At 60.9% G+C, this 20,754-nt stretch carries 17 protein-coding genes and 2 tRNA genes; 14 read left to right on the forward strand and 5 right to left on the reverse strand.

The annotated features are described in order from the left end of the window. Positions 1–22 precede the first annotated feature (22 nt). The gene (locus V6607_RS26565; protein WP_134327253.1) at positions 23–754 is read right to left on the reverse strand and encodes a HugZ family protein; all 732 of its coding nucleotides are present in this window, start codon (positions 752–754) and stop codon (positions 23–25) included. A gap of 75 nt (positions 755–829) precedes the next feature. Between V6607_RS26565 and V6607_RS26570 the strand changes: the two genes are divergently transcribed. Beyond that, complete coding sequence (locus V6607_RS26570) at positions 830–1,588, forward strand: SDR family oxidoreductase (protein WP_102369815.1); 759 nt, start codon at positions 830–832, stop codon at positions 1,586–1,588. Here the strand turns inward: V6607_RS26570 and V6607_RS26575 are convergent, their stop codons facing one another. Beyond that, on the reverse strand, positions 1,589–2,596 hold the full coding sequence (locus V6607_RS26575) for a DUF481 domain-containing protein (protein WP_134327254.1): 1,008 nt from the start codon (positions 2,594–2,596) through the stop codon (positions 1,589–1,591). Between the two features lie 202 nt (positions 2,597–2,798). On the opposite strand from V6607_RS26575, the gene V6607_RS26580 reads away from it, so the two are divergent. The 4 genes from V6607_RS26580 (at position 2,799) to V6607_RS26595 (ending at position 7,567) form a co-directional block, all read left to right on the forward strand. After that, a complete protein-coding gene (locus tag V6607_RS26580) occupies positions 2,799–3,113 on the forward strand; it encodes an MGMT family protein (protein ID WP_218166212.1) in 315 nt (104 codons plus the stop codon). A gap of 43 nt (positions 3,114–3,156) precedes the next feature. Continuing rightward, positions 3,157–4,698, forward strand: a complete 1,542-nt coding sequence (locus V6607_RS26585) for an AmpG family muropeptide MFS transporter (protein ID WP_008433581.1) — start codon at positions 3,157–3,159, stop codon at positions 4,696–4,698. A gap of 179 nt (positions 4,699–4,877) precedes the next feature. After that, positions 4,878–6,593, forward strand: a complete 1,716-nt coding sequence (locus V6607_RS26590; RefSeq protein WP_008433579.1) for a proline--tRNA ligase — start codon at positions 4,878–4,880, stop codon at positions 6,591–6,593. 20 nt (positions 6,594–6,613) lie between these two features. Then, entirely contained in the window at positions 6,614–7,567 is a 954-nt protein-coding gene (locus tag V6607_RS26595; protein WP_134327256.1) for a hypothetical protein, read from the forward strand. A gap of 115 nt (positions 7,568–7,682) precedes the next feature. Here the strand turns inward: V6607_RS26595 and dinB are convergent, their stop codons facing one another. After that, positions 7,683–8,741 carry a DNA polymerase IV gene (gene dinB, locus V6607_RS26600; RefSeq protein WP_134327257.1) on the reverse strand — a complete coding sequence of 353 codons (1,059 nt, stop codon included), beginning with the start codon at positions 8,739–8,741 and terminating at the stop codon, positions 7,683–7,685. 291 nt (positions 8,742–9,032) lie between these two features. Here dinB and V6607_RS26605 point away from each other — a divergent pair. The 4 genes from V6607_RS26605 (at position 9,033) to V6607_RS26620 (ending at position 13,601) form a co-directional block, all read left to right on the forward strand. Continuing rightward, positions 9,033–9,109, forward strand: a tRNA-Met gene (locus V6607_RS26605). A 206-nt stretch (positions 9,110–9,315) separates the two neighbouring features. After that, a tRNA-Met gene (locus tag V6607_RS26610) sits at positions 9,316–9,392 on the forward strand. Positions 9,393–9,672: 280 nt separating this feature from the next. Further along, a complete protein-coding gene (gene mprF, locus V6607_RS26615; RefSeq protein WP_003208619.1) occupies positions 9,673–12,315 on the forward strand; it encodes a bifunctional lysylphosphatidylglycerol flippase/synthetase MprF in 2,643 nt (880 codons plus the stop codon). Then, a complete protein-coding gene (locus V6607_RS26620; protein ID WP_134327258.1) occupies positions 12,315–13,601 on the forward strand; it encodes an AcvB/VirJ family lysyl-phosphatidylglycerol hydrolase in 1,287 nt (428 codons plus the stop codon). The genes mprF and V6607_RS26620 overlap by 1 nt, the downstream gene beginning before the upstream one ends. Positions 13,602–13,655: 54 nt before the next feature. On the opposite strand, the gene V6607_RS26625 is transcribed toward V6607_RS26620, so the two are convergent. Continuing rightward, positions 13,656–15,557, reverse strand: a complete 1,902-nt coding sequence (locus tag V6607_RS26625) for a potassium transporter Kup (RefSeq protein ID WP_003208622.1) — start codon at positions 15,555–15,557, stop codon at positions 13,656–13,658. Positions 15,558–15,870: 313 nt separating this feature from the next. Here V6607_RS26625 and rimO point away from each other — a divergent pair, with 313 nt between their 5' ends. From rimO to tsaA, 5 genes are all read left to right on the forward strand, one after another. Continuing rightward, positions 15,871–17,199 (forward strand): 30S ribosomal protein S12 methylthiotransferase RimO, encoded by a 1,329-nt coding sequence (rimO, locus tag V6607_RS26630; protein WP_172834603.1) that lies wholly within the window; start codon positions 15,871–15,873, stop codon positions 17,197–17,199. Between the two features lie 103 nt (positions 17,200–17,302). After that, positions 17,303–17,776, forward strand: a complete 474-nt coding sequence (locus tag V6607_RS26635) for a GNAT family N-acetyltransferase (RefSeq protein WP_003208626.1) — start codon at positions 17,303–17,305, stop codon at positions 17,774–17,776. A 71-nt stretch (positions 17,777–17,847) separates the two neighbouring features. Beyond that, the gene (locus V6607_RS26640; protein ID WP_003208627.1) at positions 17,848–18,558 is read left to right on the forward strand and encodes an rRNA pseudouridine synthase; all 711 of its coding nucleotides are present in this window, start codon (positions 17,848–17,850) and stop codon (positions 18,556–18,558) included. 77 nt (positions 18,559–18,635) lie between these two features. Further along, positions 18,636–19,097 carry a DUF1456 family protein gene (locus V6607_RS26645; RefSeq protein WP_003208629.1) on the forward strand — a complete coding sequence of 154 codons (462 nt, stop codon included), beginning with the start codon at positions 18,636–18,638 and terminating at the stop codon, positions 19,095–19,097. A 4-nt stretch (positions 19,098–19,101) separates the two neighbouring features. Next, positions 19,102–19,797 carry a tRNA (N6-threonylcarbamoyladenosine(37)-N6)-methyltransferase TrmO gene (gene tsaA / locus V6607_RS26650; protein ID WP_102604876.1) on the forward strand — a complete coding sequence of 232 codons (696 nt, stop codon included), beginning with the start codon at positions 19,102–19,104 and terminating at the stop codon, positions 19,795–19,797. Positions 19,798–19,915: 118 nt separating this feature from the next. Here tsaA and fpr read toward each other — a convergent pair whose 3' ends face one another. Beyond that, positions 19,916–20,695: a ferredoxin-NADP reductase gene (gene fpr, locus V6607_RS26655; RefSeq protein WP_003189055.1), complete on the reverse strand. Its 780-nt coding sequence runs from the start codon at positions 20,693–20,695 to the stop codon at positions 19,916–19,918. Between the last annotated feature and the right edge of the window lie 59 nt (positions 20,696–20,754).

The following is a 20,754-nucleotide window of genomic DNA, read 5'->3' on the forward strand; positions in this document are numbered from 1 at the left end:
ATGACGTCGCCGTTTCGTGAATTCAAGCTTCAGCGGCTGCTTTTTTCGGCCAGACCTCGGCGTGAGCCAGGAAAACCAAGGCTTCGCGTACTTGTGTCGGCGTGTTGCAAGGCTCGGCAAAGGGCAGCCAGTAGAGGGCCTGGCCAATGCGCAAGTGCATGCCTTCGCTGTCGATACCGGCCAGTTGCGCAGGCTCGGAGGTCGGCAGGCCGGCCAGTTCGACATAGTGGGCAATCGCCTTGGTGTGGTCGCTGTTCATGTGCTCGACCATGCTCAGCTCGGCCTTGCCGGCAAACGGATTGGCCAGGGTCAGTTGGTCGACCCAGTGGATCGCGCCGAACCCGCCGATATAACGATGGCGCACCGGCTTGAGCACCCAGAAGTCAAAATCATGGGCCTTGTGGTAGTTCGCCGAGTCCGGGAAATAGCGGTAATAACGCTCGGCGGCGGCTTCAATCGCAGCGCCGTCTTCGAGCTTTTCGGCCTCGGCGAGGTAGGTCAGGCGCCCTACCGCTTGCACGTCGTCCGCCTCACGCTCACCGACCAGCAACGAGCACTTGGGGTCTTTCTGCAGGTTGTGGGTGTGCTGGGCGATACGGCTGATCAGGATCAGCGGCCAACCCTCGGCGTCCAGGCAATACGGCACCACCGAGCCAAAAGGGAAACCGGGCATGGCCTTGGACAAGGTGGCGAGTGCCCCACGGTATTCCTTGAGCAGTAGTTCTCGGGCATTCTTGGCAACGTGCGCGCTCAACTTATGACTCCTTCGATAAATTTCGTCAAAAAACAAACTTGGATAGCCGCTTAATTCTGCCCACAGGACTTGCGAATGCATCTCAACGACAAAGTAATCATTATCACCGGCGGTTGCCAGGGTTTGGGCCGCTCCATGGCCGAGTATTTTGCCGCCAAAGGTGCCAACCTGGCGCTGGTGGACCTCAATCAGGAAAAACTCGACCAGGCGGTGGCCGCCTGCCAGGCCCATGGAGTGAAGGCCCGCGCCTATCTGTGCAACGTGGCGAATGAAGAGCAGGTGACCCACACCGTGGCACGGATCGCCGAAGACTTCGGTGCCATCAACGGCTTGATCAACAACGCCGGAATCTTGCGTGATGGCTTGCTGCTCAAGGTCAAGGACGGCGAGATGACCAAGATGAGCCTGGCCCAGTGGCAGGCGGTGATCGATGTCAACCTTACCGGGGTGTTCCTGTGCACCCGTGAGGTGGCGGCAAAAATGGTGGAGCTGAAGAACCAGGGCACCATTATCAATATCTCGTCGATCTCGCGGGCCGGCAATGTCGGGCAGACCAACTACTCCGCCGCCAAGGCCGGTGTAGCGGCCGCCACTGTGACCTGGGCCAAGGAGTTGGCGCGCTACGGCATCCGCGTGGCGGGCATCGCACCGGGGTTTATCGAGACCGAGATGACCCTGGGCATGAAGCCCGAGGCCTTGGAGAAGATGACCGCCGGCATTCCCCTCAAGCGCATGGGGCGGCCTGAGGAGATTGCCCATTCAGCGGCGTATATCTTCGAGAACGACTACTACACCGGGCGGATTCTGGAAATGGACGGCGGGTTACGCCTTTAATTACCAGGCGACGCCGAACCCTGCGGTGTAGCGGGTCTTGCTCAACGCGCTTTCCGAGTCGCCACTAATAATGTCGCGCTCGGCCTTGAGGTTGAGGGAGGCCCACTCGGTGACTTTGTAGCGCAAGCCCATTTCCGCATCCAGGGAGTACTCGGACGGCCCGGCCAGCGGCTTGCCCACTTCGCCATTGGTGAAGAATTCAACGGTCTTGCCCACCAGGTAGCGGTTGTAGTTCCACTTCATGGCCAGCGAATAGAAATTGTCCTTGCCGCCGTCCTGGTATTCATAGTCGGTGCGGTTGACCAGCGAACCGAGGGAGAACGCGCCCAGTTCGTCATCCCAGAATTGGTAGCCCGGGCCGGTACCCACGGTGCGCTGGCGGGACAGGTCCTCGACCTTGTCGCGCTTGTAGGTCAAGCGGCCCTGCCAGAACCAGTGTTCGGTAATAAACCGGTCCAGGTCGTACTCCAGCGCCCAGTTGTCGGTGGTGGTCACGTCGTCCTGGAATTCGCGGTTGTATTCGCCCTCGGCGGTATGGCGCCACTGGCCATGGCGGGCAGTGGTCTTGAAGTCGATGTCGTAGTCGTTGGTGTCGTTTTCCGCGCGCTTGTAGTCCAGCGCCATATCGACATTGCCCTTCCACACCAGGTCCTCGATCACCGGCTTGGGCTTGATGATCTGCTGGATGCTCGCCAGCTCGACAGTCTTGGGCGCCTCGCCGTTGGCCAGGATGACCTTGCCATCGTCGGCCGGCTGCAGGGACTTGGCCTTCTCACCGCTGTAGGCATCCTGCTTGACCAGTAATTCCTGATCGCTCTCCAGGGTCTTGACCTGCTTCCAGTCCACCGGGATCGCGCCGGCATAATCGGTCTGGATCAGCAGTTTGCCACCGTCGAAAACCTTGATCTTGCCGGTCAGGCGGTCACCGTTCTTCAACCAGACGGTGTCGGCGAGCAACGGGGTGGAGGCGCTGAAGACAGCGAGGCACAGCAGGGTTCTGGACAACATAAGCGGATATGGGGCTCGAGTTTGACGAAAAAACGGGCATTATCGGGGTGGATAACTTCTTAGCAAGGACTGACTCGGGTATTCGTATCGAGTTCCGCTCTCAGCCCCCCATTTTTCAGAAATTTCTTACAAATAGACGGATATTTTCATCGGATATGCCACCGTGAACGAACTGACCGACGCTCCGCAAAGCCCCGCTGAAATGCGCCGCACTGTGCTGTACCTGACCCTCGCCCAAGTGCCCGAAGGCTGCGTGATCAGCTACGGGGAGCTGGCACACCTCGCCGGTTTGGGTCGCGCCGCACGTTGGGTGGGTCGCACCCTGAGCCAACTGCCCGAGGACACCAAACTGCCCTGGCATCGCGTGCTGGGTGCCGGTGGTCGGATAAGTCTGCCGGTGGGCAGTGCCTCGGGTGACGAGCAACGTGCGCGTTTGCGCGGCGAAGGCGTCAGCATCCTGAACAATCGTGTTGATATTCAGCGTCATGGCTGGCGCCCGGTAGAGCACAGCGGTTAGAGTGCGCGCTTTATTTGCGTAATTCTGAGGCAGACTCCAGCCCATGCCCCGTAAAACCTGGCGCGCCGCGCTCGCCGCCTATGCCAGCCCCTCGACGTTAGTGCTGTTGCTGCTCGGCTTTGCTGCCGGCTTGCCTTACATGTTGGTGTTCTCGACGCTCTCGGTATGGTTGCGCGAGGCCGGCGTGGCCCGCGAAACCATCGGTTATGCGAGCCTGATCGGCCTGGCCTATGCCTTCAAGTGGGTCTGGTCGCCCCTGCTCGACCAATGGCGCCTGCCACTGCTCGGCAAGCTCGGACGTCGTCGCTCCTGGCTGGTACTGTCCCAGACGCTGGTGATCCTCGGATTGATCGGCATGGGTTTCTGTGATCCGCAAAAGCATCTGTCCTGGCTGATCGCCATCGCCGTGATCGTGGCCTTCGCTTCCGCCACACAAGACATCGCCGTAGACGCCTACCGCCTGGAAATCGCCAGCGACAGCCAGCAGGCCGCGCTTGCCGCCAGCTATATGTCCGGTTATCGCGTGGCCGCGCTGCTTGCCACCGCAGGTGCGCTGTTTTTTGCCGAAGGCTTCGGTTCCACCGGGTTCAACTACAAGCACTCGGCATGGGCCGGTACGTACGTGCTGTTTGGTGCACTGATGGTGCCTGCGCTGCTCACCACGCTGTTCATGCGCGAACCCAATGTGCCGCTGCGTACCCAATTGCAGGCCGGGCGCTACAGCTTTGCTCACCAGCTGGTCTCGGTGTTCGTGTTGATCGTGCTGCTGGTGTCGGTACCGGCGATGTTCACCCAGCTGTACAACACTGACTTCGCCAGCGTGCTGTTCCATGGGGTCAGCCTGCTGGACCTGCTGCTGGAAGATCGCGCGTTCCTGCGGGCCATCCTCTACATCATCCTGACCACGCTGTGCCTGTCGACCATGGGCCGCCGGGGCCTGGCGCCGGTGCTCACGCCGGTCAACGACTTTATCCTGCGCTACCGCTGGCAGGCCTTCCTGCTGTTGGGGCTGATTGCCACCTACCGCATGTCGGACACGGTAATGGGCGTAATGGCCAACGTGTTCTATATCGACCAGGGCTTTACCAAGGACCAGATCGCCGGTGTCAGCAAAGTCTTCGGCCTGATCATGACCCTGCTGGGCGCCGGCATGGGTGGCCTGTTGATCGTGCGCTTCGGGATTCTGCCGATCCTGTTCATTGGCGGCATTGCATCGGCCGGCACCAACCTGCTGTTCGTGATGCTCGCCGACATGGGCCCGGACCTGCAGATGCTGATTTTCACCATCTCCCTGGACAACTTCAGTTCCGGCATGGCGACCTCGGCGTTTGTCGCGTACCTGTCGAGCCTGACCAACCTGAAGTTCTCCGCCACCCAATACGCCCTGCTCAGCTCGATCATGCTGCTGCTGCCGCGCTTGATCGGCGGGTATTCGGGGGTGATGGTCGAGAAGTTCGGTTACCACAACTTCTTCATGATCACCTGCCTGCTGGGTGTGCCGACGCTGGTCCTGATCGCCTTGCACTGGTTTCAGGAAAGCCGGCGGATTCGCTTGAATCCTCCCGAGGAAAACGAATCACTGTAGGAGCTGGCTTGCCTGCGATTGCATCACCGCGGTGTAACTGACACACCGTGTTGCCTGCATCGCAGGCATGCCAGCTCCCACAGAAGCCCTGCTCCAGCAACCAGACGCCTGTACGTCGGCAGCAAGCGCCCGTACAATCCAACGTCATTTCAAGTCCAAGCAACCGACAACGGCCTACCATGCGCACCAGTCAATATTTGCTCGCCACACAGAAAGAAACGCCCTCCGACGCGGTCGTGATCAGCCATCAGCTGATGCTGCGCGCCGGCATGATCCGCAAACTGGCCTCGGGCCTGTACACCTGGCTGCCCATGGGCTTGAAGGTGATGCGCAAGGTCGAAGCCATCGTTCGTGAAGAAATGAACGCTGCCGGCTCTCTGGAAGTGTTGATGCCGAGCACCCAACCGGCTGAGCTGTGGCAGGAATCCGGGCGCTGGGAAGAGTACGGCCCTGAATTGCTGCGCTTCAAGGATCGTCATGGCCGGGACTTCTGCGCCGGCCCGACCCACGAAGAAGTGATCACCGACCTGATGCGCAACGAGTTGAGCAGCTACAAGCAACTGCCCCTCAACCTGTATCAGATCCAGACCAAGTTCCGTGACGAAATCCGCCCACGCTTCGGTTTGATGCGCGGCCGCGAATTCATCATGAAGGACGCCTATTCGTTCCACGCTGACCAGGCGTCCCTGCAGGTCACCTACGACCGCATGCACACCGCCTACTGCAATGTGTTCACGCGCCTGGGCCTGAAATTCCGCCCGGTTGAAGCGGACAACGGCTCCATCGGCGGTGCCGGCTCCCACGAGTTCCACGTGCTGGCCGAGTCCGGTGAAGACGACATCGTGTTCAGCAACGGTTCCGACTACGCGGCGAACATCGAGAAAGCCGAAGCCGTGCCACGGGAAACTTCCCGCCCTGCGCCAAGCGAAGAGCTGCGCCTGGTGGACACACCCGAGACGAAGACCATCGCGGCCCTGGTGGAGAAATTCAATCTGCCGATTGAAAAGACCATCAAGACCCTGATCGTGCGCGCCGAGGAAGAAGGCAAGCTGATCGCCCTGGTAATCCGTGGCGACCACGAGCTCAACGAAATCAAGGCCGCCCAGCAGCCAGGCGTTGCCAGCCCGCTGGTCATGGCCACCGACGCCGAACTGCGTGACGCCATTGGCGCCGGTGCCGGTTCCCTGGGCCCGCTGAACCTGCCACTGCCGATCATCATCGACCGTTCGGTCGAGCTGATGAGCGACTTCGGCATCGGTGCCAACATCGATGACAAGCACTACTTTGGCGTGAACTGGGAACGTGACCTGCCGGTTCCGACCGTGGCCGACCTGCGCAACGTGGTGGCCGGCGACCCAAGCCCGGACGGCAAGGGCACCCTGGAAATCAAGCGCGGCATCGAAGTCGGGCACATCTTCCAGCTGGGCAACAAGTACAGCAAGGCGATGAAGTGCGAAGTGCTGGGCGAGAACGGCAAGCCGATCACCCTGGAAATGGGCTGCTACGGCATTGGCGTATCCCGCGTGGTTGCGGCTGCCATCGAGCAGAACAACGACGAGAAAGGCATCATCTGGAGCGACGCCCTGGCGCCATTCCAGGTTGCCCTGGTACCGCTGCGCTACGAAACCGAGCAAGTACGCGAAGCCACCGACAAACTGTATGCCGAACTCACGGCTGCCGGTTTTGAAGTGCTGCTGGATGATCGGGACAAGAAAACCAGCCCGGGCATCAAGTTCGCCGACATGGAACTGATTGGCATCCCGCACCGGATCGTGGTCAGTGACCGCGGCCTGGCCGATGGCAATCTGGAATACAAGAGCCGGACCGAAGCCGAGGCCCAACCGTTGCCGGTGGCTGACGTGCTGTCTTTCCTTCAGGCGCGTATTCGTCGCTGAAAACCAGATCAAGAGTCGTCATGTTCAAGCGAAACACCATAGCCCTGGGGGGCGCCACGTTATGTGGCGCCCTGCTGGTCAGCGGCTGCGCCAACCAAATGTCGCAACGCAGCGAGCACGAGGAACGCATCGAGCGCAAATTGCTCGATCACAGCCTGCAGATCGACGTGGGCGAGCCGAAGGTGCTGGAGCTGCCGCAACGCCGGGTGCGCATTCACGAGCAAAAGACCTTTGAGGTCACCGAGTTCGAAGTTACCCGTCGCTACGACCGCTACACGCCGTACCAGCCCTGGCGCAAACTCTATGAGATGCCCCTGGGCGCGGTCGCGGTCGTGGCGGGCGTCGGCGCCAACGTGGCGAATGTGTTTGCCCTGGGCAACCTGCCTGCCAGCATGACCCGGGATTGGCTCAGCTATGGCGTGGACGGGCTCAACCCGTTCATGAACGTGCAATCCAACGGCCGTGCGCAACAGAACCTGGCGGGTATCGATGAAGTCCAGCACGACAAGCGCGTGGAGTATTCGAGCCTGCCCTGGAGCGAGCGCCCGGTACAGGTGACTGCCGGCAAGCAAACCCATGAGCTGACCACCGACCGCGATGGCGTGCTGCGCCTGAACCTGTTGGACAGCCCGTTTGCCGAGCAGGACCTGAACCGCATCAGCACCCTGAAGATCAGTGTTGAAGATGCCCAGGATGACGTGCACTCGGACTCATCCCTGGCCATCAGCGGCACCCTGCGGGGCAAATTGCTCGAAGCTCACGGTTTGATCTATGACGACCTGGAAGACGACGAGGTCAACGAGTGGGTGCACCGGGTCAAGCGCCTGTCGGAGCTGGGCCTGGAAGAAGAAGCCAGCGAGCTGGAACAGAGCCTGATCGAACTGACCCGCAATGATCCGGAGTTGCAGCAGGAATTCCTGCAGGCCTTGACCAAGGATGCCGGACGCCTGGTGGCGGATCCCGGGGCACGCTGAAGCCTTTAAATGTGGGAGCGGGCTTGCTCGCGAATGCGGCGTGTCAGCCAGCACATGCGTCAACTGACACACCGCATTCGCGAGCAAGCCCGCTCCCACATTTGGTTTTCGGTTTCTACCAGGGGAATTGGAGCTGCTCGTTGCCGTTGCTCAAATCCAGCAAACGCACGCCTATTCCCAGCAATCGCACCGGCTTGTCGCCGCGATTGAACGCCTGGGTCAGCAACTGCCGGTAGCTCTCCAGGTCCCGCCCCGCCCCCGCCTGCTCCAGGGTCGTCTGGGTAAAGTCGTGAAACTTCACTTTGACGAACGGCTTGCCCGCCCGATAACTGCTGTCGATGCGCGCCATGCGCCCGGCCAGGGTGTCCATCAGCTCCGGCAGCTTTTCCAGGCAACTGGGCAAGTCCGGCAGGTCGACATCGTAGGTATTTTCCACGCTGATGGATTGCCGGCGGCTGTCGTTCTGCACCACACGGTCATCAATCCCACGCGCCAGGCTCCAAAGCCGCTCGCCAAAACTGCCGAACTCTCGCACCAGCGCCAACTTGTTCCACTCCCGCAGTTGCAGGCAGTCCTCGATCCCCAGCCGCGCCAGCTTGTCGGCCGTCACCTTGCCCACGCCGTGGAGCTTTTTCACCGGCAGCGCCGAGACAAAGTCTTCCACCTGGTCGGGGGTGATCACAAACAGTCCGTTGGGCTTTTTCCAGTCGCTGGCGATCTTGGCGAGAAACTTGTTCGGCGCCACGCCCGCGGAAACGGTGATGTGCAACTGGTTGGAGACCCGCCGGCGAATGTCCTGGGCAATGCGCGTGGCACTGCCGCCAAAATGCGGGCTGTCGGAGACGTCCAGGTAGGCTTCGTCCAGGGACAACGGTTCGATCAGGTCGGTGTAGTCGCGAAAGATCGCCTGGATTTCCTTTGATGCTTCTTTATAAGCATCCATGCGCGGCTTGACGATGGTCAGGTCCGGGCACAGCTTCAGGGCATGGCGGGACGACATGGCCGAACGCACACCATAAGCCCGTGCTTCATAGTTGCAGGTGGCGATCACCCCGCGACGGTCTGCCGAACCGCCGACCGCCAGGGGCTTTTGCGCCAGGGTCGGGTCGTCGCGCATCTCGATGGCGGCGTAGAAGCAATCACAGTCGACGTGGATGATTTTGCGCTGCGTCATATATAAGGCAGTGGTTCTGGGCAGAAAACGGACAGGCCGGCAGTATCTCACTCACACCTGTATATAGCACCAGTAGTTTGAATCTTCCGCTTAAGCGGTAGGAAAATTCACAGGTGAATTCATTTTCTCAATCGAAACACACCCCCCAATAGAGCTGAAAGCCTCGGCCAGACTGGCCCCGCGGCCTATCAAGGGGCCACCTTGGAGAGCTAACCGATTGAACCACAAGCGCTTTTCTTTGAATCAGCGGTTGACACACTCGCGTTCCTCTGTAGAATGCCGACACACAGACGCGGGATGGAGCAGTCTGGTAGCTCGTCGGGCTCATAACCCGAAGGTCGTCGGTTCAAATCCGGCTCCCGCAACCAAACATCAAAAAAGGCTACTCGAAAGAGTGGCCTTTTTTGTGCCTGTCTGTTTTAGCCCTCGCGTCGATTGTCTGACAAAAAACCTTTCCCAATCGCGCACTTACCGCACCCGCGTGACAATCCGACGCTAAATTGCACTTATTTGACCCATCGTTCGATTAACGGTTGACACCCCGCCGTTGCTCTGTAGAATGCCGCCACACAGACGCGGGATGGAGCAGTCTGGTAGCTCGTCGGGCTCATAACCCGAAGGTCGTCGGTTCAAATCCGGCTCCCGCAACCAAACATCAAAAAAGGCTGCTCGAAAGAGTGGCCTTTTTTGTATCTGACGAAAAAGTCCTTTTGAAACAATGGCATGGCATCTTTCATGAAACCGTACACGGTTTGTAGAGTCCATCTCATTGCAAGCTATGCTAAGTCTTCAAGCACTGTCCTTCTACGACCAATGGGCGCTGTCGCCGCACTTCGCGATACGCGTTAATATTTGTAATTATTTTGTCCATAGGGATTGGTAACTTGGCTGGATACCTCCATCCTGTCGCGCACAATCCACGAGGTGATTGATGCGCGCCAACTCGTCTGAACCACAAGACTCTGTCACAGCGACACAACCGATCACTCCCACCCGTTTGCGCTGGCTGGATCTGTTGAGCAAATACCGCCAACCCATCGGGCTGGCCGTCACCTTGTTGCTGTTCGCAATCGCCCTTATCGCCTGTCGCCACCTGCTGCTTGAACTGGATCTGTACGCGCTCCACGATTCGATCCTTGAAGTACCCAAGCCCGCACTGCTGGGTGCGTTCGGTGCCGCGGTCGCCGGCTTTATCATTTTGTTGGGCTATGAATTTTCCGGTGCCCGTTATGCCGGCGTGAAGCTGCCTGCCAAGACCCTGGCCTACGGCGGCTTTACCGCATTCGCCATCGGTAACGCGATTGGTCTGTCGATGCTCTCGGGCGGCTCGGTACGCTACCGTTTATATGCACGGTATGGCATCGGCGCTTCGGAAGTGGCGCGCATGACCGTGTTTGCCAGCCTGGCCCTGGGTTGCGCCCTGCCGCCGCTCGCTGCGCTGGCCACCCTGAGCAACCTGCCTGCCGCGTCCAATGCCCTGCATCTACCCGCAAGCCTGCTCGGCGGTATCGCCGGCGCTGTGTTGCTGTTAACAGCCGCACTGTGCATCGGCATCTACCGCCGCCGCCTGCCGGAACAACCGTATCCGGACAACCTGCTGGTCAAGGCTGGGCGTCGCACCTTGCGCCTGCCGGGCCGTCGCCTGACCTTCCTGCAACTGATCATCACTGCCCTCGACGTGGCTGCGGCCGCTACCGTGCTGTATATGCTGCTGCCGGAAGCGCCGCCCTTTGGCCCGTTCCTGCTGGTGTACCTGCTGGCCCTGGCCGCCGGTGTGCTCAGCCATGTACCCGGTGGCGTCGGGGTGTTCGAAGCAATTCTGCTGGCTGCCTTCGCCGACAAGCTCGGTGCCGCGCCACTGGCGGCCGCACTGCTGCTGTACCGGATGATCTATGTGGTGCTGCCGCTGTTGATCGCTTGTGTGTTCCTGCTGGTCAATGAAGCCCAGCGCCTGTTCCATACGCAACAAAGCCTGCGCGCGGCCTCCGGCCTCGCTGCGCCGATCCTGGCCGTACTGGTTTTTTTGTCAGGCGTGGTCCTGCTGTTTTCCGGCGCAACCCCGGAAATCGACTCACGCCTGGAAAACATCGGCTTCCTGATTCCTCATCGCCTGATTGACGCTTCGCACTTTGGTGCCAGCCTGATCGGCGTGCTCTGCCTTCTGTTGGCCCAGGGCCTGCGTCGACGGTTGTCCGCGGCGTGGATGCTGACCATGGTGCTGCTGCTGACCGGCGCCCTGCTCTCCCTGCTCAAGGGTTTCGACTGGGAAGAAGCCAGCCTGATGACCATGACGGCGGTGCTGCTGGCGATCTTCCGGCGCTCGTTCTATCGCGCCAGCCGCCTGACCGAACTGCCGTTCTCGCCGCTGTACCTGGTGGCCAGCGTGTGCGTACTCGGTGCGTCAATCTGGCTGCTGTTGTTCGCCTACCAGGACGTGCCCTATAGCCATCAGTTGTGGTGGCAGTTCACCCTCGACGCCAACGCCCCGCGGGGCCTGCGTTCGCTGCTGGGCGCGGCCGTGGTGCTGGTGGTGGTGTCGCTGACCTGGCTGCTGCGTACCGCGCGCCCGATCATCCACTTGCCGACACCGGATGAACTGGAGCGCGCCACCAAGATCCTGATGAACTCTGCACAACCCGACGGCGGCCTGGCGCTGACCGGCGACAAGGCCCTGCTGTTTCATCCCAACGACGAAGCGTTCCTGATGTACGCTCGTCGCGGTCGCAGCCTGGTGGCCTTGTACGATCCGATTGGCCCGACCCTGCAACGGGCCGAGATGATCTGGCAGTTCCGCGACCTGTGCGACATTCACCACGCCCGCCCGGTGTTCTACCAGGTGCGCGCGGAGAACCTGCCGTACTACATGGACATCGGCCTCACCGCGATCAAACTGGGTGAAGAAGCCCGGGTCGACCTCAAACGCTTTGACCTGGAAGCCAAGGGCAAAGAGATGAAGGACCTGCGCTACACCTGGAACCGCGGGACCCGTGATGGCTTGTCCCTGGAGATCCACGAACCCGGCCAGGCCCCGATGGAGGAGTTGAAAGTCATCTCCGACGCATGGCTGACCGGCAAGAACGTGCGGGAAAAAGGCTTTTCCCTTGGACGATTCAGCGACGACTACCTCAAGCACTTTCGTATTGCGATCATTCGCTTCGAAGGGCGCCCGGTAGCGTTTGCGAACCTGCTTGAGACCTACAGCCACGACCTGGCCAGTCTCGACCTGATGCGTGCGCACCCGGACGCGCCGAAACTGACCATGGAATTCATGATGGTCGGCCTGATTCAACATTATAAGAACCATGGCTACGCCCGCTTCAGCCTCGGCATGGTGCCGTTGTCGGGCCTGCAACCACGACGTGGCGCCCCGCTGACCCAACGCCTGGGCTCGATGGTGTTCCGCCGTGGCGAGCAACTGTATAACTTCCAAGGCTTGCGCCGCTTCAAAGACAAGTTCCAGCCTGACTGGGAACCCCGTTATATGGCCGTGCCCGCAGGACTTGATCCGCTGGTGGCACTGGCCGACACCGCCGCCCTGATTGCGGGCGGCTTGACTGGATTGGTGAAACGCTGATGATTCGACGCTCCTGGCGGTATGTATTGGCATTTTTGGTGGTACTGGCACTGATCCTCGGTGGCGGCTACTGGTACTGGAACCGCCCTGCACCGCAACCGACCCTGGAACAACTGCCCCAGGCCGATGGCACGGTCCTGACCCGCGTCACCCCGGGTACCACGCCCAAGGCCCGCGTGGCCGTGGCCGTGCTGGCCGACGAAACCCTGACCGACAGCCAACTGATCGCCCTGAGCCAGGGCGGCGCAGCGCAGATCGTCCAGGTGATCCTGCCCAAGGACGACTGCAAGCTGCAGGAACAAGCCCTGCAAACCGCCCTCGGCCAGCTCGCCGGCCCGGCGACACTGGTCAGCGGCATCGGCCCTGGCGCATCCCTCGCCTGGCGCTGGCTGGCCGCACAGAACGACGACAAGGCCAATGCCATCTCCGTCGGCTTCGCGCTGGCGCAGCCAGGCTGCAACGACCCGTTGCCGAAGACTTCGGCCCACGGTAGCTGGCTGGTGGCCTGGAACGATAACCCTGACGATGATGCTGCCAGTTTCGTACGCGACACGCCGCGTGCTACCACCAGCATCAGCGACTACGACGTTCACTACCCGCAAGTGCTGAACAACGAGCTGCGCAAGCAACTGGTGGGCTCGGACAACGGCGGCCTGGCGATCCCGGTGGTCGAAGTGCCGGCTGGCCAGGCCAAGGACACCGTCACCCTGTTCCTCTCCGGTGACGGCGGCTGGCGTGACCTGGACCGCGACGTGGCCGGTGAAATGGCCAAGATCGGCTACCCGGTGGTCGGCATCGACACCCTGCGCTACTACTGGCAGCACAAGACCCCGGAACAAAGCGCCAAGGACCTCGCCGAGCTGATGCAGCACTACCGGCAGAAATGGGGTACCAAGCGCTTCGTGCTGACCGGCTACTCGTTCGGCGCCGACGTGCTGCCGGCCATCTACAACCGCCTGCCGGAAAACGAGCAGCAGCGTGTAGACGCGATCATCCTGCTGGCCTTCGCCCGCACCGGCAGCTTCGAGATCGAAGTGGAAGGCTGGCTGGGCAACGCCGGCAAGGAAGCTGCGACCGGCCCGGAAATGGCCAAGCTGCCGGCCGACAAGGTGGTGTGCATCTACGGTGCCGAAGAAGTCGACGAGAGTGGCTGCACCGACAAGACCGCTGTCGGCGAAGCCGTGAAGCTGCCTGGCGGCCATCACTTCGACGAGAACTACCCGGCGCTGGCCAAGCGTCTGGTAGACATCATCGAGAAGCGCCAGGGCAAGACCCCGGCCGAATAAGCGCCCAACAAAAAGCCCCCGCTGCCGCAAGGCACCGGGGGCTTTTTGTTGGGCTTACATTTCTACTTGAGTGCCGAGCTCGATCACCCGGTTAACCGGCAACTTGAAGAAGCGCAGGTTGCCGTTGGCGTTCTTCAGCATGAACGCGAACAACCCTTCGCGCCAACGCGCCATGCCCTTGATGCGGGACGCGATCACGGTTTCGCGGCTGAGGAAGTAGGTGGTGCGCATCGGGCTGAAGTCCAGGTCATCCAGATGGCACAGCTTCAGCGCTTCGGGCACGTCCGGTTCATCGACGAAACCAAAGTGCAGGATCACCCGGAAGAAGCCCTCGCCATAGGAATCGACCTCGAAACGACGCTGGGCCGGTACACGCGGGATGTCTTCGTAGACCACCGTCAACAGCACCACCTGCTCATGCAGCACCTGGTTATGCAGCAAGTTATGCAGCAAGGCGTGGGGCACGGCATCCGGGCGTGCGGTCAGGAACACCGCCGTGCCTTGCACGCGATGCGGCGGCTGCACACGGATACTGCTGATAAAGATCGGCAGCGGCAGCCCACCTTCGTCCAGCCGGTCCACCAGCAGCTCCTTGCCGCGCTTCCAGGTGGTCATGAGGATAAACAACACAATCCCCGCCAATACCGGAAACGCCCCCCCCTGCACGATCTTCGGCACGTTGGCGGCAAAGAACAGCCCATCCACCAATAGGAAACCGATCAACACCGGGATAGCCAGTACCGGCGGCCATTTCCACAGCAACAGCATCACCGCCGACACCAGAATGCTGGTGATCAACATGGTGCCCGTCACCGCCACACCGTAGGCCGAAGCCAGGGCGTTGGAGGACTCGAAGCCCAGCACCAGCAGGATCACGCCCACCATCAGTGACCAGTTCACCGCGCCGATGTAGATCTGGCCTTGCTCGGCGCTGGAAGTGTGCTGGATATGCATGCGCGGGATGTAACCGAGCTGGATCGCCTGACGGGTCAGGGAGAACGCCCCGGAGATCACCGCCTGGGAAGCAATCACGGTGGCTAAAGTGGACAACGCCACCAGCGGGACCAGAGCCCACTCCGGTGCCAGCAGGTAGAACGGGTTGCGGGCTGCCTCTGGATTTTCCAGCAGCAGCGCGCCCTGGCCAAAGTAGTTGAGCACCAACGCCGGCAGCACCAGGGCGAACCAGGCACGGGCAATCGGCTTGCGTCCGAAGTGGCCCATGTCGGCGTACAGCGCCTCGGCGCCGGTCAATGCCAGTACCACCGCACCGAGAATCGCCACGCCCATGCCAGGGTGAACGATGAAGAAGCGCACGCCCCACACAGGGTTGAGGGCATTGAGCACCTCAGGGTGCTGGATGATTCCATGGATGCCCAGGCCGGCCAACACCAGAAACCACAGCACCATCACCGGGCCGAACAGCTTGCCGATGCGGTCCGTGCCATGTTTCTGGATCAGGAACAGCCCCACCAGCACCACCAGCGAAAGCGGCACCACCCAGCGCTCAAGGCCATCAAACGCCAGTTCCAGGCCTTCGACCGCCGACAATACCGAGATCGCCGGGGTGATCATGCTGTCGCCGTAAAACAGCGCCGCACCGATCAGGCCGAGAATCACCAGCACCGAACGCAACTTGGGGTAAGGTGCCGCCGCCCGCCGGGCCAAAGCCGTCAGGGCCATGATGCCGCCCTCGCCCTGGTTATCCGCGCGCAGGATAAACAGCACGTACTTGATCGAAACGACCCAGACCAGCGACCAGAAAATCAGCGCCAGGATCCCGAAGACCCCGTCGTGATTGACCTGAACCCCATAACCGCCAGCAAACACCTCTTTAAGGGTGTAGAGCGGGCTGGTGCCGATATCGCCGTAAACCACCCCCACTGCCGCCACCAGCATGCCGATCGGCTTTGCGTTGGACTGCTCGGCACCTGCTGCCTGACTACTTGCCTGACCCATCAACCACTCCTGCCCTTTGACCTGCGGTCTTTTATAAACAGCGCGCCTGCTGCGGGCGCCTATGCTGTCCACAGCATGCGCTGTTTTACTTCTCGTTACAGACGATTTATTGACCGAGGAAATTCACTCAGGTGCAACGGCGCGAAGCATAGCGCAGCACTCGTCGTATTTCCCTGCATAAAGCTGGTCAAGAGCGATTCCCGTCGCTAGAATTGCGCACTTTTTGATCAGAGGCACACCAAGTGCCCATCCGCCACCTTTCGTGCACGACGGGCGGCGTCATTCAATACCGAGGTTAGACATGTCCACCACCATCGCAAAAGCCAACCCCAAGGTCGGCTTTGTATCCCTGGGTTGCCCAAAGGCTCTGGTCGACTCCGAACGCATCCTTACGCAACTGCGCATGGAAGGCTATGACGTCGTGTCCACCTACCAGGACGCGGACGTGGTGGTGGTCAACACTTGCGGCTTCATCGACTCGGCCAAGGCCGAGTCCCTGGAAGTGATCGGCGAAGCCATCAAGGAAAACGGCAAGGTGATCGTCACCGGCTGCATGGGCGTGGAAGAAGGCGCCATCCGCAACGTGCACCCAAGCGTGCTGGCCGTGACCGGCCCGCAGCAGTACGAGCAAGTGGTCAACGCCGTGCACGACGTAGTGCCGCCGCGCCAGGACCACAACCCGCTGATCGACCTGGTGCCGCCGCAGGGCATCAAGCTGACGCCGCGCCACTACGCCTACCTGAAGATTTCCGAAGGCTGCAACCACAGCTGCAGCTTCTGCATCATCCCGTCGATGCGCGGCAAACTGGTGAGCCGCCCGGTGGGCGACGTGCTGGACGAGGCCCAGCGCCTGGTCAAATCCGGCGTGAAAGAGCTGCTGGTGATCTCCCAGGACACCAGCGCCTACGGCGTCGACGTCAAATACCGCACTGGCTTCTGGAACGGCGCGCCGGTGAAAACCCGCATGACCGAACTCTGCGAAGCCCTGAGCAGCCTCGGCGTATGGGTGCGCCTGCACTACGTTTACCCGTACCCGCACGTTGACGAGCTGATCCCGCTGATGGCCGCCGGCAAGATCCTGCCGTACCTGGACATCCCGTTCCAGCACGCCAGCCCGAAAATCCTCAAGGCCATGAAACGCCCGGCCTTCGAAGACAAGACCCTGGCGCGCATCAAGAACTGGCGCGAGATCTGCCCGGACCTGATCATCCGCTCCACCTTCATCGTCGGCTTCCCCGGCGAAACCGAAGAAGACTTCCAGTACCTGCTGGACTGGCTGACCGAGGCCCAGCTGGACCGCGTCGGCTGCTTCCAGTACTCGCCGGTGGAAGGTGCTCCGGCCAACCTGCTGGACGCTGCCATCGTGCCGGACGACGTCAAGCAGGACCGTTGGGAGCGCTTCATGGCGCACCAGCAGGCCATCAGCTCGGCGCGCCTGCAACTGCGCATCGGCCGTGAGATCGAAGTACTGATCGACGAAGTCGACGAGCAAGGCGCTGTAGGCCGCTGCTTCTTCGATGCACCGGAAATCGACGGTAACGTGTTTATCGACGATGCCAGCGGCCTGAAGCCGGGCGACAAGGTCTGGTGCACCGTGACCGACGCCGACGAGTACGACCTGTGGGCTGAAAAACGCGCATAAGGTGTAAAGAATTGAAAAAGCCCTGCCTCTGGACAAGATGCGGGGCTTTTTTAGGTCTATCGTTTTGCCCATCAGCGCCAATCATCGGCAAGGGGCAGCGGGCATGCGTCAGCATTCGGTTATCCATACACCCAAATCCAGCGACTATCAGGAACTGACCCGCATCTGGGAGGCTTCGGTGCGGGCCACCCATGACTTCCTGCCGGACAGTTACATCGAGTTGCTGAAAAACCTGGTGCTGACCCGCTACCTCGACGCGGTGATGCTGATCTGCACCAAGGACTCGCGCCAGCGCATCACCGGGTTTGCCGGGGTGGCCGCGGGCAAGGTCGAGATGCTGTTTATCGACCCCGAGCACCGTGGCCAGGGCCTGGGCCGGCAATTGCTGCGCTATGCCATCGAGTCGATGAATGCCGATCAACTGGACGTCAACGAACAGAACCCGCAGGCCCTGGGCTTTTACTTCAAGCAAGGCTTTGAGGTGATCGGACGCACGGACCATGACGGCATGGGCCAGCCTTATCCGTTGCTGCACATGCGTTTGCGCCAAGCCCAGCCACAGGCGCGTCGCGGCTAAATGAAATGGAGCCGGGATTAACCGGCGCCACACAGGTACAATAGCCGCCCCCTTTTGTTTCGGCCCTTGTCATGACTGAACCCCTACGCCTCTCCAAACGCCTCATCGAACTGGTCGGTTGCTCCCGTCGGGAGGCTGAGCTGTTCATCGAAGGCGGCTGGGTCACGGTGGACGGCGAAGTGATCGACGAGCCGCAGTTCAAGGTCACCACCCAGAAGGTCGAGCTTGACCCTGAGGCCAAGGCCACAGCGCCGGAGCCGGTGACCATCCTGTTCCACGCCCCCGCCGGCGTGGATGCCGAGACAGCCATGGCGTCGATCAACGCCGAGACCCTGTCGGAAGAACACCGCTTCAGCAAGCGCCCGCTCAAGGGCCACTTCCTGCGCCTGACCGCCAGCAGTGACCTGCAAGCCAAGGCCAGCGGCCTGCTGGTGTTCACCCAGGACTGGAAGATTTTGCGCAAGCTGACCGCTGACGCGAACAAGATCGAACAGGAATACGTGGTGGAGGTGTCCGGCGACATGGTCGCCCACGGCCTGAACCGCCTCAACCATGGCCTGACCTACAAAGGTAAGGAATTGCCGGCGGTGAAAGCCAGCTGGCAGAACGAGAACCGCCTGCGCTTTGCGCTGAAAAACCCGCAACCGGGTGTGATTGCCTTGTTCTGCGAAGCCGTCGGCCTGAAAGTCGTCGCCATTCGACGCATCCGCATTGGCGGAGTCTCCATCGGCAAAGTGCCGGTAGGCCAATGGCGCTATCTGTCCGGCAAAGAAAAGTTCTAAGACTTTTTTCGCCGCCGAATCTCTCGATACCGCCTGCCTGGGCGGTGTCCACAGTTGAATGACCAGGATTGCCCACCATGATTCACAACGACGTACTGCGCAGCGTGCGCTACATGCTCGACATCAGCGACAACAAGATGGTCGAGATCATCAAGCTCGGCGGCATGGAAGTCACCAAGGACGACCTGCTGACCTATCTCAAGAAAGACGAGGAAGAAGGCTTCGTGTTCTGCCCGGACGAAGTCATGGCGCATTTCCTCGATGGCCTGGTGATCTTCAAGCGCGGCAAGGACGAGAGCCGTCCACCGCAGCCGATCGAACTGCCGGTGACCAACAACATCGTCCTGAAGAAACTGCGCGTGGCCTTCGAACTGAAGGAAGACGACATGCACGCAATCCTCAAGGCCTCCGAGTTCCCGGTGTCCAAGCCTGAGCTGAGCGCACTGTTCCGCAAGTTCGGCCACACCAACTACCGCACCTGTGGTGACCAGCTGTTGCGCAACTTCCTCAAGGGCCTGACCCTGCGCGTTCGCGCCTAAACCCGTGAACTACAGCGTCTCGCCCATCGGCTTTGTCCGCTCCTGCTTCAAGGAGAAGTTCGCCATCCCGCGCCAGCCACAACTGGCGCCTGCCGCCCGGGGCGTGCTGGAGTTGGTGGCGCCATTCGACCAGGGTGAGGCGGTGCAGGGTTTGGAACAGGTCAGCCATGTGTGGCTGCTGTTCCTGTTCCACCAGGCGCTGGAAGACAAGCCCCGCCTGAAAGTGCGCCCGCCTCGCCTGGGTGGCAACACGTCCATGGGCGTGTTCGCCACCCGCGCGACGCACCGGCCCAACGGCATCGGCCAGTCAGTGGTCAAGCTGGACAAGGTGGAAGATGGACGCCTGTGGATATCCGGGATCGACCTGCTGGATGGCACACCGATTCTCGACATCAAGCCGTACGTGCCGTACGCAGACATAGTTGACACTGCGACCAACAACATCGCCAGCGCTGCGCCACAGCTGATTCCCGTGCAGTGGCTGAAGACTGCGCTGCAACAGGCAGAAGGCCACGCTCAGCGCCTTGGCGAGCCATTGGTGGCGTTGATCGAGCAGTGCCTGGCGCAGGATCCACGGCCGGCGTACCAGACGCCGGGGCCGGAGCGGGAATACGGGGCGCAGTTCTGGGATGTTGATGTGCGCTGGCACTATCCCGAAGCCGGGATGATTTGTGTGCTGGAAGTCGTGTCGGCCGGGTAAACCGGAAACAAATGTGGGAGCGGGCTTGCTCGCGAAAGCGGTGGATCAGTCAATACATCTGGTGACTGTTACACCGCTTTCGCGAGCAAGCCCGCTCCCACATTTTTTTGCGTCGCGCTTATTTCTCGACGAACGCACGCTCGATCAGGTAGTCGCCCGGCTCACGCATACGCGGGGAAACCTTCAAACCGAAGCTGTTGAGCACTTCGCTGGTTTCATCCAGCATGCTTGGGCTGCCGCACAGCATGGCGCGGTCGTCTTCAGGATTGATCGGCGGCAGCCCGATATCGCTGAACAGCTTGCCGCTGCGCATCAGGTCGGTCAGGCGGCCCTCGTTTTCGAACGGCTCGCGGGTCACGGTCGGGTAGTAGATCAACTTGTCACGCAGGGCCTCGCCGAAGAACTCGTTCTGCGGCAGGTGCTCGGTGATGAATTCGCGGTAGGCGACTTCGTTGACGTAACGCACGCCGTGGCACAGGATCACTTTTTCGAAACGCTCGTAGGTTTCCGGGTCCTGGATCACGCTCATGAACGGCGCCAGGCCAGTGCCGGTGCTGAGCAGGTACAGGTGTTTGCCCGGCTTCAAATCGTCAAGCACCAGGGTGCCCGTCGGTTTTTTGCTGATGATGATCTCGTCGCCTTCCTTCAAGTGCTGCAATTGGGAAGTCAGCGGGCCATCAGGTACCTTGATGCTGAAGAACTCCAGATGCTCTTCCCAGTTCGGGCTGGCAATCGAGTAAGCGCGCATGAGCGGGCGGCCGTTGGGCTGTTGCAGGCCGATCATCACGAACTGACCGTTCTCGAAGCGCAGGCCCGGATCGCGGGTGCACTTGAAGCTGAACAGAGTGTCGTTCCAGTGATGAACACTGAGGACACGCTCGTGGTTCATGTTGCTCATGTACGGGGGACTCCTGGAAATGGGTCTGCGCCAAATGATGGATGCGCAATTGCACAGCA

It is taken from the genome of Pseudomonas sp. KK18, from assembly GCF_037094675.1.
Taxonomy (GTDB): domain Bacteria; phylum Pseudomonadota; class Gammaproteobacteria; order Pseudomonadales; family Pseudomonadaceae; genus Aquipseudomonas.

What these genes read in the sequence shown, in the direction of transcription:
- V6607_RS26570 (WP_102369815.1), top strand. Translation starts at nt 830, where the DNA reads ATGCATCTCAACGACAAAGTAATCATTATCACCGGCGGTTGCCAGGGT.
- V6607_RS26575 (WP_134327254.1), bottom strand. Translation starts at nt 2,596, where the DNA reads ATGTTGTCCAGAACCCTGCTGTGCCTCGCTGTCTTCAGCGCCTCCACC.
- V6607_RS26580 (WP_218166212.1), top strand. Translation starts at nt 2,799, where the DNA reads ATGCGCCGCACTGTGCTGTACCTGACCCTCGCCCAAGTGCCCGAAGGC.
- V6607_RS26585 (WP_008433581.1), top strand. Translation starts at nt 3,157, where the DNA reads ATGCCCCGTAAAACCTGGCGCGCCGCGCTCGCCGCCTATGCCAGCCCC.
- V6607_RS26590 (WP_008433579.1), top strand. Translation starts at nt 4,878, where the DNA reads ATGCGCACCAGTCAATATTTGCTCGCCACACAGAAAGAAACGCCCTCC.
- V6607_RS26595 (WP_134327256.1), top strand. Translation starts at nt 6,614, where the DNA reads ATGTTCAAGCGAAACACCATAGCCCTGGGGGGCGCCACGTTATGTGGC.
- dinB (WP_134327257.1), bottom strand. Translation starts at nt 8,741, where the DNA reads ATGACGCAGCGCAAAATCATCCACGTCGACTGTGATTGCTTCTACGCC.
- mprF (WP_003208619.1), top strand. Translation starts at nt 9,673, where the DNA reads ATGCGCGCCAACTCGTCTGAACCACAAGACTCTGTCACAGCGACACAA.
- V6607_RS26620 (WP_134327258.1), top strand. Translation starts at nt 12,315, where the DNA reads ATGATTCGACGCTCCTGGCGGTATGTATTGGCATTTTTGGTGGTACTG.
- V6607_RS26625 (WP_003208622.1), bottom strand. Translation starts at nt 15,557, where the DNA reads ATGGGTCAGGCAAGTAGTCAGGCAGCAGGTGCCGAGCAGTCCAACGCA.
- V6607_RS26635 (WP_003208626.1), top strand. Translation starts at nt 17,303, where the DNA reads ATGCGTCAGCATTCGGTTATCCATACACCCAAATCCAGCGACTATCAG.
- V6607_RS26640 (WP_003208627.1), top strand. Translation starts at nt 17,848, where the DNA reads ATGACTGAACCCCTACGCCTCTCCAAACGCCTCATCGAACTGGTCGGT.
- V6607_RS26645 (WP_003208629.1), top strand. Translation starts at nt 18,636, where the DNA reads ATGATTCACAACGACGTACTGCGCAGCGTGCGCTACATGCTCGACATC.
- fpr (WP_003189055.1), bottom strand. Translation starts at nt 20,695, where the DNA reads ATGAGCAACATGAACCACGAGCGTGTCCTCAGTGTTCATCACTGGAAC.